The 12,912-nt window shown below is 42.9% G+C and carries 13 protein-coding genes; 9 read left to right on the forward strand and 4 right to left on the reverse strand.

The window, feature by feature from the left end; translation table 11 throughout:
* Positions 1–28: 28 nt before the first annotated feature.
* From LJ658_RS11630 to LJ658_RS11655, 6 genes are all read left to right on the forward strand, one after another.
* Positions 29–1,315, forward strand: coding sequence for a DUF2851 family protein (locus LJ658_RS11630; RefSeq protein WP_230546680.1), 1,287 nt, complete (start codon positions 29–31; stop codon positions 1,313–1,315).
* Between the two features lie 5 nt (positions 1,316–1,320).
* Positions 1,321–1,542: a PspC domain-containing protein gene (locus LJ658_RS11635; RefSeq protein ID WP_230546681.1), complete on the forward strand. Its 222-nt coding sequence runs from the start codon at positions 1,321–1,323 to the stop codon at positions 1,540–1,542.
* Between the two features lie 104 nt (positions 1,543–1,646).
* Positions 1,647–2,555, forward strand: a complete 909-nt coding sequence (locus LJ658_RS11640; RefSeq protein WP_230546682.1) for a DnaJ C-terminal domain-containing protein — start codon at positions 1,647–1,649, stop codon at positions 2,553–2,555.
* 12 nt (positions 2,556–2,567) lie between these two features.
* Positions 2,568–2,861, forward strand: a complete 294-nt coding sequence (locus LJ658_RS11645) for a chaperone modulator CbpM (RefSeq protein ID WP_230546683.1) — start codon at positions 2,568–2,570, stop codon at positions 2,859–2,861.
* Positions 2,862–2,997: 136 nt separating this feature from the next.
* Complete coding sequence (locus tag LJ658_RS11650; protein ID WP_230546684.1) at positions 2,998–3,837, forward strand: endonuclease/exonuclease/phosphatase family protein; 840 nt, start codon at positions 2,998–3,000, stop codon at positions 3,835–3,837.
* Positions 3,838–4,032: 195 nt separating this feature from the next.
* Positions 4,033–4,296, forward strand: a complete 264-nt coding sequence (locus LJ658_RS11655; RefSeq protein WP_230546685.1) for a hypothetical protein — start codon at positions 4,033–4,035, stop codon at positions 4,294–4,296.
* 71 nt (positions 4,297–4,367) lie between these two features.
* Here the strand turns inward: LJ658_RS11655 and LJ658_RS11660 are convergent, their stop codons facing one another.
* The gene (locus LJ658_RS11660; protein ID WP_230546686.1) at positions 4,368–5,645 is read right to left on the reverse strand and encodes a metallophosphoesterase; all 1,278 of its coding nucleotides are present in this window, start codon (positions 5,643–5,645) and stop codon (positions 4,368–4,370) included.
* A 205-nt stretch (positions 5,646–5,850) separates the two neighbouring features.
* Positions 5,851–6,189 (reverse strand): MmcQ/YjbR family DNA-binding protein, encoded by a 339-nt coding sequence (locus tag LJ658_RS11665; protein WP_230546687.1) that lies wholly within the window; start codon positions 6,187–6,189, stop codon positions 5,851–5,853.
* Positions 6,190–6,289: 100 nt separating this feature from the next.
* Here LJ658_RS11665 and LJ658_RS11670 point away from each other — a divergent pair, with 100 nt between their 5' ends.
* Positions 6,290–7,063 carry an enoyl-CoA hydratase/isomerase family protein gene (locus LJ658_RS11670; RefSeq protein ID WP_230546688.1) on the forward strand — a complete coding sequence of 258 codons (774 nt, stop codon included), beginning with the start codon at positions 6,290–6,292 and terminating at the stop codon, positions 7,061–7,063.
* A 44-nt stretch (positions 7,064–7,107) separates the two neighbouring features.
* Here the strand turns inward: LJ658_RS11670 and LJ658_RS11675 are convergent, their stop codons facing one another.
* Complete coding sequence (locus LJ658_RS11675; protein WP_230546689.1) at positions 7,108–7,404, reverse strand: hypothetical protein; 297 nt, start codon at positions 7,402–7,404, stop codon at positions 7,108–7,110.
* A gap of 239 nt (positions 7,405–7,643) precedes the next feature.
* On the opposite strand from LJ658_RS11675, the gene LJ658_RS11680 reads away from it, so the two are divergent.
* Positions 7,644–7,865 (forward strand): hypothetical protein, encoded by a 222-nt coding sequence (locus LJ658_RS11680; protein WP_230546690.1) that lies wholly within the window; start codon positions 7,644–7,646, stop codon positions 7,863–7,865.
* Between the two features lie 269 nt (positions 7,866–8,134).
* Positions 8,135–11,158 (forward strand): DUF2723 domain-containing protein, encoded by a 3,024-nt coding sequence (locus tag LJ658_RS11685; protein ID WP_230546691.1) that lies wholly within the window; start codon positions 8,135–8,137, stop codon positions 11,156–11,158.
* Between the two features lie 91 nt (positions 11,159–11,249).
* On the opposite strand, the gene LJ658_RS11690 is transcribed toward LJ658_RS11685, so the two are convergent.
* Positions 11,250–12,908 carry an ATP-binding protein gene (locus LJ658_RS11690; RefSeq protein ID WP_230546692.1) on the reverse strand — a complete coding sequence of 553 codons (1,659 nt, stop codon included), beginning with the start codon at positions 12,906–12,908 and terminating at the stop codon, positions 11,250–11,252.
* Positions 12,909–12,912: the final 4 nt, after the last annotated feature.

Consider the following 12,912-nt stretch of genomic DNA (forward strand, 5'->3'; position numbering starts at 1 on the left):
TATAAAATTTATCTGCTTACATTAGTTAATGCTTTTCACCGAAGACTTTTTGCATTACATCTGGAAGTTCCGCCTTTTTGAGCGCACCGACCTGCAAACTACCGCCGGCGAAGCTGTTGAAATCCTGGCAACAGGCACACATAATACCGACTCGGGTCCTGACTTTGGCAATGCCCGTATAAAAATCGGCGATACCTTATGGGCCGGCAATGTGGAGCTGCACCTGTCCTCTTCTGATTGGGGTAAACACAACCACTCCAAAGACCAGGCTTATTATAACGTGGTCCTGCATGTAGTTTACCGCGATGATGAACCGGTAATACTAGCAGACGGGCGCCAAATGCCAACCCTCGAGTTAAAAGACCGCATTCCTGACGACTTATATAACCGGTACCATAACCTAGTTTATGGAAACCAGACCGTCATCCCGTGCGAAGCAAGTATTGGCAAACTCGACGAATTTACTTTAAGGACCTGGTTTACGCGGATACTGATAGAACGCTTAGAGAAAAAATCAGCGGCCGTTATTACAGCGCTCGGGTTAAACCGTGGCGATTGGGAAGAAACATTCTATCAGTTCCTGGCTGCCAACTTCGGGTTTAAAACAAACGCGGTACCGTTTGAACTGCTGGCTAAATCGCTGCCGCAAAACATCCTGGCCAAACATAAAAATAACACCCTGCAAATTGAGGCGCTGATATTTGGGCAAGCCGGATTTTTAAACGAAGATTTTACAGATGAATACCCGCGAAAATTAAAAACAGAATATGAATTCCTGAGCAGGAAATTTAACCTGAAGCCGGTGGACAATCACCTTTGGAAATTTATGCGCATGAGGCCCTTAAATTTCCCCACTGTAAGACTGGCCCAGTTTGCGGCGTTGGTAGTAAACTCCAGTCACCTGTTCTCAAAAGTACTGGACATCAAGGATATCAAAAGCCTGCAAAAGCTATTTAGCGACGTTAAGGTTAATACCTATTGGGATGATCATTACCAGTTTGACAAACCTTCAAAGTCCGCTTCAAAAAATATGGGACAATCTTCGGCCGATTTACTTTTATTAAACACTTTAGCTTTATTTTTGTTTAGTTATGGCAAGCACAACCAGCAGCAGTATTATATTGACCGGAGCCTGAAACTGCTGGAAAGTTTGCCCGGCGAAAACAATAATATCATTGCCGATTTTGACAGCCTGGGTGTAAAAGCAAATTCGGCTTTTGAATCGCAGGCGTTATTAGAATTAAAAAACTATTATTGCAATTATAAGAAATGCCTGCAATGCAGCGTTGGTAATAAAATACTTAAGTTAGCCTGATTAATATGTTACAGCGATTACTCACCTTTTTTGAACGTTACTCTTTTGGGGTTTGCACTTACCTTGGCGAGCGTTTTAATATTTCTATCTCAAAAATAAGGCTGTTTTTTATTTACACGTCTTTTCTTTCTGTCGGGTTCCCGCTGATCGTTTATTTTTTCGCCGGCATTGTGCTTGATCTTCGCAATTATGTTAAACGTTGCAAAACACGCACTTCTGATTTCTAACTACTTTTGCCGAAGGGATGATCTGCATCACTTTTTTATAAAACCAATACACTATTTTTAAGGTTAATTAAACACGCATAATATTGCGTTGCTAAAATACTTATATGGCATTTATTGACTATTATCAAATTTTAGGCGTTACCAAGACAGCTACCGATAAAGACATCAAAACTGCTTATCGGAAGCTGGCGCGCAAATATCACCCCGACCTTAACCCTAACGACGACGAGGCCCACAAAAAATTTCAGCAGCTTAATGAAGCTAACGAGGTTTTAAGCGATCCGGAGAAAAGAAAAAAATACGATCAATACGGCGAAAACTGGCAGCATGGCGAACAATACGAACAGGCACGCCAGCAACAGGGCCGGCAGCAACGCAGCTATGGCGGCGGTGGCGGGCAGGCGTTTGATTTTGAGGGATTTGGCGGCGGCGGCGATGATTTTTCGGATTTCTTCCAGTCGATGTTTGGTGGCGGCGGCGGGCAAAGGCGGCAGGCTAAATACCGCGGGCAGGATTTGAATGCAGAATTACATTTGAATGTAAAAGACATATTAGAGAGCCATAAACAAACGTTAACCGTTAACGGCAAAAATATCCGCATTACCATACCGGCCGGTGTTGAAAACGGCCAAACCATAAAAATTACCGGCCATGGCGGGCCGGGTGCCAACGGCGGGCCGGGCGGCGACTTATTTATTAAATTTTTGGTTACCGATGATCCGCGGTTTAAACGCAAGGGCGCTGATCTGTATAATACGGTAAAGCTTGATCTCTATACGGCCATACTAGGTGGCGACATCACGGTCGAGACCCTAAACGGCAAAGTAAAGGTTAAAGTAAAGCCCGAAACGCAAAATAGCACTAAAGTTAAACTAAAAGGCAAAGGGCTGCCCGTTTATAAAAAAGAAGGTGAATTTGGTGATCTGTATATTACTTATGAGCTGCAGTTGCCTACTAATCTTACCGATAAACAAAAACAACTCTTTGAAGAACTGGCTAAATCATCAGCATAAATTTAAATCGTTATGACCGCGAAACATTTAATTACAGCCACCGATTTTTGTATTTACCACCAGCTGGAACATTCGTTTATTACTGACCTGCAGGAAGCGGGCCTCGTAGAGATCACTATAGTTAACAATACCACCTATATCCCCGAGAGCGAATTACAAAAGCTTGAGCGGATGATACGCCTGCATAATGAGCTGGATATTAACGTAGCCGGCATTGAAGCAATAACGCACCTGTTGCGCCGTATTGAAGATATACAGGAAGAAATGCGGTTATTAAGAAATAACTTAAAGGCTTACGAGGATTAATATACCATTTGCCATTTAATCCTTCCTTCGCGAGGCAGCCAGCTCTCCGTATATCGTATGTTATTTCTTCATTAAGTTTTTTTTGTCAATTACTTAATAAATCAGGTTTTCATATATTTAAGGCCAATTAAACTATATGAAAAAATCCATTTATATCACCCTGGCCTGCATTTTTTTTAGCGCCGCGTCGTTTAGCCAGCAATTAAACATCGGTACGTATAACCTGCGTAACGATAACAAAGAAGATTCTCTTAACGGTAATGGCTGGGGGCTGCGTTTCCCGGTAATATGCAAGATCGTACAATTTAATGATCTTGATATTTTTGGCACGCAGGAAGGCAAATATAATATGCTTAATAATATGGCTGATAGCTTACCCGGCTACAAATGGATAGGCATAGGCCGCGACGACGGCAAAAAGAAAGGCGAATTTTCGGCTATATTTTATAAGGCAACTAAATTTAAAATACTTAAACAAGGCAACTTCTGGTTATCAACCATTACCGACAGGCCCAATAAAGGCTGGGATGCCGTGCTACCCCGCATATGTACCTGGGCACAGTTTGAAGACATCAAAACCGGATTCAAATTTTACTTTTTCAATCTGCATATGGATCACGTAGGCGTGGTTGCCCGCAAAGAAAGCGCCAGCCTGGTATTAAGAAAAATTAAAGAGATGGCCGGCAACAGCGCCACCATATTTACCGGCGATTTTAATGTGGACCAACATAACGAAAGCTATGCCGAAGTAATCAGTACCGGTGTGCTGCGGGACTGCTATACACTGGCGCCTATAAAACTGGCGACTAATGGTTCATTCAATGCCTTTAACTTAAATGCCAAATCAGACAGCCGGATTGATCATATTTTTGTGACCAAACAGTTTAACGTTAAGCGTTACGCTATATTAACCAATTCGTTTAACGGCAGGGTACCTTCTGACCATTATCCGGTGGTAGCAATAATGACTTATTAAGCAGACGTTTCTGTGACAGATTGATAAGGCCCCGGGGGGCTTATCAGTCTATCATATTCGTTACAAAGCCTAACTAACTGTACTACATTAGATTACAGACTTAATCTGGCGACAGATAATAAACTGCCCCTACCCTGTTAAACCTGCTGGCATAGCTATTGTCTTAAATACATGAACAACAACATAAAAATGTTCATGTATAACACTATGAAAACATTAAAATTAGCAATAGCAGCAGTAATATTAGCCTGCACTTTCCAGGCAGCGAATGCACAAGTAAGAGTTGGTGTAAGAGTTGGAACACCGCCGCCACGCAGAGAAGTGGTAGTTGTACGCCATCCTGTTCATCGCGAAGTAATTGTGCAACACGCACCTGCGCGCAGGGTTTACAGACGCTCTTATCATAAACCGGTTTATGTTCATCATTATCGTCACCAACGTATGGTTAGACATTACTAAAAAAATCCCCGCAATTTGCGGGGATTTTTTTTGACCATTATATTGCGTTATAACAGGATTTGCCGCCTGAATTAGCTTATTGGATGTACACCTTTTTTCTTTAGTGTTATAACGGTGATCTCAGGCCATATACCCAACCTGCCGGAGAAAGCCAGGAAACCAAAGCCACGATTTACATACAGATAGCGGTCCTTCTCGTTAATCAAACCGGCCCAGTCTAAATAACGGTATTGAACGGGGCTCCATCTTACGCCGGCTACCTCAACGCCAAACTGCGCGCCATGCGTATGGCCCGCAAGCGTTAAATGGATATTAGCAGGATTATAACGCACCTGTTCTTCCCAATGCGTAGGATCATGTGATAACAATATTTTGAAGGCCCGGGGATCAACGCCGTTAAGCGCTTTATCCAGGTTGCCTACTTTAATAAAACCCCTTCCCCAATTTTGCACACCAATAAGGGATATTTTTTGACCATCTTTTTCCAGCTCCAAATGTTCGTCAAGCAACAAACGGTACCCCAGGTCTTTATGATGTTGTTTTAATTTATCCAGGTTAGCAGCTTTTTCGGCCTCACTGTTCCACTGGATATAGTCGCCATAATCATGATTACCCAGGATGGAAAACTGACCGTAAGGAGCTCTTAACTGGCTAAAGTTTGGGATATACGGTTCAATTTCCCAGGCGGCATTATTCACCAGGTCGCCGGTAAAAACAAACAGATCGCTTTTCTGAGCCTTAGCCAGTTCGATACCGCGCTGCATTGCCGCAACATTATCAAAGCTCCCCGAGTGGATATCGGATAATTGAGTGATGGTAAAGCCGTCGAAGGCTTCGGGCAGGTCATCATAATAAATGGTTTCACGATGTATCTTGTAATCATACTTACCCCTGAACATTGCATAAAAAAATCCCAAGAACGGAAACGCCGCCAGCAGTATAGCCAACTCACTGATAAATTTGCGCCGGGAAGGAAAATAGCTGTGGCTGACAGGGTCTTTATGTTTACCGGCAATATTAACCACGGCAGCTACACCGCGGCCCAAATCGCCTAAAAAAAGAACCAAAACAAACACCAGTTTGGTTATAAAAAAGGTGAGGAACAGGCTCAGCATCCATTCGTGGAAAGGTGTCATCCCTTTCGCTGTGGTAAAGGCGCCAAAGCCCAGTAAAAAAATGACGGTCACGCCAACCGAAATAACCAGAAATCCCAACGGCACAATATCACGCGCCCGCCGCGATTGCCAGTCGCTGGTAAAACTACGCAGGCCGTTAAAAACATACCAGTCAAACAATAAACTTATTGCTGCAATTATCAGAAAAACATTAAGGAAACCGGTTTTGTGCATTAATTTTAATATAAGCCTGCAATTTAAAAAAGGAAAGGTAATTAATACGTAAAATTCAGGGTCAGTAAAAAACAAAGCCTGTTAAAATTTAACAGGCTTTGAAATTATTAATAGCGATGACTGTTATCGTCGTGACGATCGTGATAATACACTAGCTTTTTTAACATCAGGTAGTTTTTAGTTGGTTAGGTGCGCGCATAGTTAGTTATCCGGGATTTGTTTTTTTGGTGCTCTTTTTTGCTGTCGCCGCCTGCCAGGCAATTGTTAAAGCATCAGTCAGCATATCTTCCCTCACCGCCTTTAATTCAAAAAAGGTACATCCCTGCAGTCCCCATTTATTAGGTACCGGGTAAATCACATCCGGGTTAAATGCAGAAAACACAGATTGGTCAATGGGCGATAGCTTCACCATCATTAATTGCTCAGGTTCCCACAAAGTTGCAAATATGCGGTTGTTTGCCCTGAAGGCCTGCTTGTCAAAATGCGGATATTCATCCGTACCTGGGAGGGAAAGCGCAATTTTCCGGGCGGTATCTAAAGTCATCGTGGTGATTGATTATTAGCTAAATTATTAAATTCTGGCCTAAAAAATTGCAGGTGCGTTAAATACTTCTGATATTGTTTAAATCTAAAATACCAGTACCATGCCCGACACTCAGACCGGAGATATAACCCTTGTTTATAGTGATAGCGGTGTAGCCACCATCAGCTTTTACCATCCGGCACAAAATGCGTTACCTGCCGCTTTATTGCAAAGCTTAACTGCAAAGATCAACCAGGCCGGCGAAAACGGGCAAACGCGCGTGATCATTTTAAAAAGTGAGGGCGATCGAACCTTTTGCGCCGGTGCCAGCTTTGATGAATTACTGCAGATAAAAGATAAAGAAGCCGGTGCTATATTTTTCTCAGGATTTGCGGAGGTAATTAATGCCATACGCAAATCGCCAAAAATTGTTATTGCAAGGGTGCAGGGTAAAGCTGTAGGCGGGGGCGTTGGGCTTGCCGCCGCTGCTGATTATTGCCTGGCCACCGAAGCCGCCTCCGTCAAACTGAGCGAACTGGCCATCGGTATCGGTCCGTTTGTGATATCGCCGGCAGTGATTCGTAAAATCGGTTTGCCTGCTTTCTCACAGTTAACTATACGCGCAACTGATTTCCAAACGGCGCATTGGGCCAAAGAAAAAGGACTCTTTAACGAGGTTTATGCTACTATTACTGATCTGGATGATGCTTTAAATGCGCTTGCAGAAAAACTGGCGGCCTATCATCCCGACGCGCTGGCAGGGTTAAAGCAAATACTGTGGGAGGGAACGGAAGATTGGGACGAATTACTTAACGAACGTGCTGCAATGAGTGGCGAGCTGGTGCTATCAGCATTTACACAGCAGGCTTTACAGGCTTTTCTTAATAAAAAATAACTCCTATTAAAAAATAAAGCCCCGCAATTAGCGGGGCTTTATTTTTAGTGATGCCATCTTTCAAAACGTTCATGACGGTAGTAGGTGTTACGAACGTATACCGGCCTTCTGTAATAACCGCGTTGATAGTATACGGTACGCACGGGCGCCCGCTCAACAAATACCTCGCGGCGGACCGGGTATCTTTCAACTACTTCTTCACGACAGTATGGGTAGGGTTCAACTATTACTCTGCGTGGTGGCGGTGTGCCTATGCTGATACCAAAGCTAACCTGCGCTTTTGCTGCCTGGAATGTACAGGCTAATATTACTGCTGCTATTGCTAATTTTAATGTTTTCATGGTCGTAAATTTTAGTAAACAACTTGTCCTGTTGTACGATATTAAGACAATAGCTATGCCAACAGGTTTAAAGGTTTATGGATCTTAGCTGTAAGAAGCTGATTCAGAGCCGTAAAAAATGTGATTATTTAACCGGGATGCCGCAGTTTTAAAATATCAGGAACCCATTTAACCCTATAAATTTTATCCAGGCAATATTTGGCCCGATTATAGCTTATATCAACGTAAATAATAAATCTATGGCAAATCATCCTGTAAAATATAATCGCAAACAACCAACCAACACCCATACCGATACCTGGAAACATAACTGGGAAGTAATGAAACCTTTTGTTCATTTCAGTTTCAAGGCAATGACTTTAATTGGCGGGGCTCTAATAGGTATTATCAAATTGTTACCTATGCTGGCGCCAACTAAAGAGGAGTCCCCAAAAAAGGAAACCAGGATCATTAAAATATAACACCCGTACACTCGCTATATTGAAGAACGGATATCTTTTTTAAGCTATCCGTTTTTTTATGCGTTTATTTTGCGGCCATCAGCATTACAGGGTTAAAGTTTTAACAAAGCATTTATAGGTTATAACTGTTAAAGTAATTTTATCATCTTTGCGGCAAATGATGTTTTGGCTGATCATTTATGTTAAAAGATGTTAATGCACCATCGGTATTTAAAAATAACAGCTAAAATATTGATATTTACTGATCGAATAAACTATACTTAATATCCATGCAATACAAAAAGATTAATAACCTGTTAGGCTGGCTTTGCTTTGTCATAGCCTCAATAACCTATATTTTAACTTTAGAACCTTCTGTAAGTTTCTGGGATTGCGGCGAATTTATTTCATGTGCTTTCCGTTTACAGGTAGCGCATCAGCCGGGTTATCCGTTGTTTGCCATGCTGGGTAAATTCTTTTCGCTATTGTCTTTCGGTAACAATGCCAAAGTACCTTATTTTACCAATATGGGGTCGGCAATCGCCAGTGGTGCAACCATCATGTTTTTGTTCTGGACCATCACCGCGTTGGCTAAAAAACTGGTTCCGGCTACTAAGGAAGGCGAGGATACTACCCGTACCGTCTTAATTATGGGCGCAGGTTTAGTTGGCGCCTTAGCCTTTACCTATACAGATACATTCTGGTTCTCGGCGGTTGAAACTATTGTGTTTGCATTATCTGCTTTATGTACCGCGGTTGTTTTCTGGGCCATTTTAAAATGGGACGCCCATGCAGACGAGCCGGGTGCCGATAAATGGCTGATCTTTATAGCTTATATAATTGGTTTATCAATAGGTATCCACCTGCTTAACCTGTTAACCATACCGGCATTATCATTGGTTTATTATTTCCGCAGAACTAAAACTATAACCGTTAAAAGTGCTTTACTGGCATTTTTGGTAAGCATAATTATACTGGGTTTGGTACAATTCGGGATCAGGCAATGGACCATCCAGCTATCTGCTTATTTTGATTTGTTTTTTGTAAACACCCTTGGCCTGGGCTTTGGCTCCGGCTCTATCTTCTTTTTCCTGTTGCTGATAGGCGTGCTGGTTGGCGGTATAGTATACAGCATACGTAGCAGCAAGCCTGTTTTAAACCTGGCATTTTTATGCGTGGCATTTGTATATTTTGGCTACAGCTCATTTGTATACATACCTATCCGCGCTACCGCAAATACCAACCTGGATAACTCACACCCGGACAATGCTTTTACTTTAAACGGTTATTTAAACCGGATACAATATGGCGAAACCCCGTTATTGACCGGCCCTTATTTTGATGCCAAAGTCATTGACCAGACAGATGGCCCCAATATGTACCGCAAAGGTGCTACCAGGTATGAGATATCGGGTAAAAAACAAGTTTATGTTTATGACCATACTACGGTTTTCCCGCGTATTTATAGTACCGAAGGACAAGATCCAAGCTTTTACAGGCAATGGTTACAAATGGGCGAAACTGATGTACCCAACTTTGCCGACAATTTAAAATTCTTCTTTAGCTGGCAGACATACCAGATGTATTTCAGGTACTTTATGTGGAACTTTGCCGGACGCGTTAATGACGCGGACGGACAACAGCAAATGGGTGGTTTTAAAGGCTATGTTGATGGCGACTGGACCACCGGTATACTGGACGGCGCTAAACAGCTACCCAAAGCGGTAACTCAAAGCCGGACTTATACGCCGTTGTTTGCATTGCCGTTAATATTAGGCATATTAGGTTTATGGTATCATTTCCAGCGTAAAAAGCGCGATGCTTTGATAGTAGCCTTACTTTGGTTCTTTACAGGCATGGCCATTGTAATTTATGTTAACCAGCCATCCGTGCAGCCGCGCGAAAGAGATTACTCATACGTAGGTTCATTTTATGCCTTCGCTATCTGGATAGGTTTAGGCGTAATAGCGCTTGCCGAATTGCTGAGAAAAGCAATAAACGCAAAAACCGCGGCCTACGCATCTACTTTAATTTGCCTGCTTGCCGTGCCAACTGTACTGGCTGCCGAAGAATGGAAAGCACATGACCGCTCAACCAAAATGATGGCGCATGACATGGCCTGGAATTACCTGACATCATGCCCTCCTAACGCCATTTTATTTACCTATGGCGACAATGATACCTATTGCGTATGGTACGCCCAGGAAGTTGAAAATATACGGCCCGACGTGCGGGTGGTTAACCTGAGCTTATTTACGGGCGACTGGTACATCCACCAGATGCAGCGCAAAATGAATGAGGCTGATGCCCTGCCGATAACCATGCCTTTTGATAAGTATAAAGATGGTGTGCGTGATGTATTGTATTTCAGAGACGCTAAAATACCGGGCTATACAGAGGTTAAGGAGGTGTTTGACTTTATATCGTCTGATGACCAGCGCGTGATGACCACCTACCCCAGCGGTGAAACCGCCAATTACCTGCCAACCAAAAACTTTAAGATCACCATTAATCGCGATGATGTGATTAAGAACAATGTGGTTCCGGCTGATAAACAGGCTATGATAGCTGATACAATGAAGTGGAAATACACTTCAAACTATGTTATGAAGGATAACCTGGCGATGCTGGATATATTGGCCCATAACAATTGGAAAAGGCCCATCTGTTTTGCCACCACAGTTGGTAATGAAAACCTTATTGGCATGCAGCCTTACTTGTATAAAGAAGGGTTTGTTTACCACCTGATGCCGCTTAAAGTTGATACAGCGGTAAAAGATCAAAGCGGTAAGGTAAACAGCCTCGTCATGTATAATAACATGATGAACAAGTTTAAATACGGGCAACTTAAAACAGCCAAATATTTAGATCATGAGTCGACAACCATGTTCTACCCTGTTTTAATCAGCACTTTCCTTGACCTGATACAAAGCCTGATAGCAGAGGGCCACAATGACCTTGCGTTAAAGGCGTTGCATAAATATGATGAGGTAATGCCCGACTTAAAGGTTGACATGCGGATTAGCGGCAGCAAATTCTATATGGCGCAAACAGCCTATAAATTGCAGGATATTAACCTGGGAACCAAATATGTAACCAGCATTAACAGCTATATAACAGATCAGTTAGACTATTGTTACCGCCAGTTACAGGCTAACTCGGGCGCATTTAATCCGCGTGATGTGCAAATGGGCATCCAACTGATCTATGCGATGGCTGATGAAGCTAAAAATGCGCATCAAACAGAATTATACAATAAGCTTGAGGGAGAAAGAAAAGCTTATGAAACCAAATTTGCACCGATCTTTAAATAGAAGATCTTCCCGATCATAACGCAGAAAGGCGAACCAGTTGGTTCGCCTTTCTGCGTTTGTTTATATGAGATGAACCCACAGCGACCCTGCATCAATTAACCAGCGGCAAATCAAAATAAAACGTTGACCCTTTGCCCAGTTCGCTTTCCACACTTATTTTACCATGATGATTATTGATGATCTCCTGCGAGATATATAGCCCCATGCCTAATCCGCTTGACATAAACTTCTTGTCCTCCACCCGGTAAAATCTTTCAAAGATCCGTCCCCTTTGTTCGGCTGATAAACCGATACCCCGATCTGTAACAGAAACCCTTACCTGACCATCATACCTGACAGCCGTAATGGTAACGTTGTTATTTGACGGAGAATATTTTACCGCATTGTTAATCAGGTTCATTACCACCTGATCCAGCCGCTCTTCATTCCCGTTAACTATGAGACCATCAACTGCATTATTTTCAAAATTATAATTAGGGTACACGTGCCGGGCATTTTCTGTACATAACTTTAAAAGTTGGGTCAGATCAACCGGGCGTAATCCATACTCCAACCGGCCGGCCTGGATCTTGCTAACATCAAGCAGATCATTCACCAGCCGTTGCAGCTTGTTTAATGAGCTTATGGCCTTATCAATGTATTGCCTCACTGTTTCAGGCAAGCTCTCTTTTTTATGGCTGACAAGCTGAAGATAGCCTTTCAGGCTAGTTAAGGGTGTTTTAAGCTCGTGACTGGCAATACCTATAAACTCATCCTTTTTCTCCATTTCACGTTTCTGATCCTCAATATCCGTGGCCGTCCCTACCCAAAAAAGAATTTTCCCCGTTTCATCCCGTAAAGGTATGGCCCGGTTTAAATGCCACCTGTAAGTGCCGTCGGCACCTTTATAGCGGTTCTCCACTTCAAATACATCACCGCTTTTTAAAGTGGCATGAAAACGCTCCATCGTTAGCGGGTAATCATCCGGATGGATCACCTGCTCACGGCTATAGCCCTCTTCGGTAAAAGTTAAACCGGTATAATCGCGCCAGCGCTGGTTATAAAAGTTAACTGTACCGTCAGGCAGGTGCGTCCAGGTCATCTGCGGGATATTATTTGCCAGCAGTTTAAAATGCTCGCGGCTTATTAACAAATCAGCTGTACGGTTGCGTACGGTATCTTCCAGTTCGTCATTTAGTTTTTCGGTGGCGCTTTGCGCTTCCGCCAGTTGTTCGTTTCTAAGCTTTAATTGCTTTTCAGTCTCTTTTTGTATGGTGAGGTCGGTAAGTATAAGGCTAAGCGCCAGGCCCTCATCCAGCTCAAGCGTGTTACAGGACAGCAGGCAACTGATCAGTTTACGGTTCGGACTAAGCAATTCGATCTCTTCCTTACACTCGGCATCCCACGCGCTTTTTATTATCTCTTTAAATTTACCGCGTTCCTCGTAGGCAATAAAAGTATCAAAAGATAATCCTATCACTTTTTCCAGCGGCATGTCTACCATTTCGGCAAAGCGCGAGTTGCTGTATAAAATCAGGCCATGTTGATTCAGGGTCACCGCACCTTCGTTCATTTTTTCAATGAACATGCGATAGGTTTGATCGGCTGTTTTAAGGGTATAAAGCTGGTGCCCGTCATTGCCCTGAATAATCAAGGCGTCTACCTGGCCGGTGCGGATAGCTTCCAGCGTATCGGTAGCTTCTTCCAGCTTTAAGCGAAGTTCATTGGCTTCGCTAAGTAACTCATCATATGTAAGTTTGTCGCGTTCCATTATT

The organism is Mucilaginibacter sp. UR6-11 (assembly GCF_020880695.1).
GTDB lineage: Bacteria > Bacteroidota > Bacteroidia > Sphingobacteriales > Sphingobacteriaceae > Mucilaginibacter.

Coding starts and splice junctions, on each gene's coding strand:
- LJ658_RS11630 (WP_230546680.1), top strand. CDS start 29: ATGCTTTTCACCGAAGACTTTTTGCATTACATCTGGAAGTTCCGCCTT.
- LJ658_RS11635 (WP_230546681.1), top strand. CDS start 1,321: ATGTTACAGCGATTACTCACCTTTTTTGAACGTTACTCTTTTGGGGTT.
- LJ658_RS11655 (WP_230546685.1), top strand. CDS start 4,033: ATGTATAACACTATGAAAACATTAAAATTAGCAATAGCAGCAGTAATA.
- LJ658_RS11680 (WP_230546690.1), top strand. CDS start 7,644: ATGGCAAATCATCCTGTAAAATATAATCGCAAACAACCAACCAACACC.
- LJ658_RS11690 (WP_230546692.1), bottom strand. CDS start 12,908: ATGGAACGCGACAAACTTACATATGATGAGTTACTTAGCGAAGCCAAT.
- LJ658_RS11665 (WP_230546687.1), bottom strand. CDS start 6,189: ATGACTTTAGATACCGCCCGGAAAATTGCGCTTTCCCTCCCAGGTACG.
- LJ658_RS11650 (WP_230546684.1), top strand. CDS start 2,998: ATGAAAAAATCCATTTATATCACCCTGGCCTGCATTTTTTTTAGCGCC.
- LJ658_RS11640 (WP_230546682.1), top strand. CDS start 1,647: ATGGCATTTATTGACTATTATCAAATTTTAGGCGTTACCAAGACAGCT.
- LJ658_RS11670 (WP_230546688.1), top strand. CDS start 6,290: ATGCCCGACACTCAGACCGGAGATATAACCCTTGTTTATAGTGATAGC.
- LJ658_RS11660 (WP_230546686.1), bottom strand. CDS start 5,645: ATGCACAAAACCGGTTTCCTTAATGTTTTTCTGATAATTGCAGCAATA.
- LJ658_RS11685 (WP_230546691.1), top strand. CDS start 8,135: ATGCAATACAAAAAGATTAATAACCTGTTAGGCTGGCTTTGCTTTGTC.
- LJ658_RS11675 (WP_230546689.1), bottom strand. CDS start 7,404: ATGAAAACATTAAAATTAGCAATAGCAGCAGTAATATTAGCCTGTACA.
- LJ658_RS11645 (WP_230546683.1), top strand. CDS start 2,568: ATGACCGCGAAACATTTAATTACAGCCACCGATTTTTGTATTTACCAC.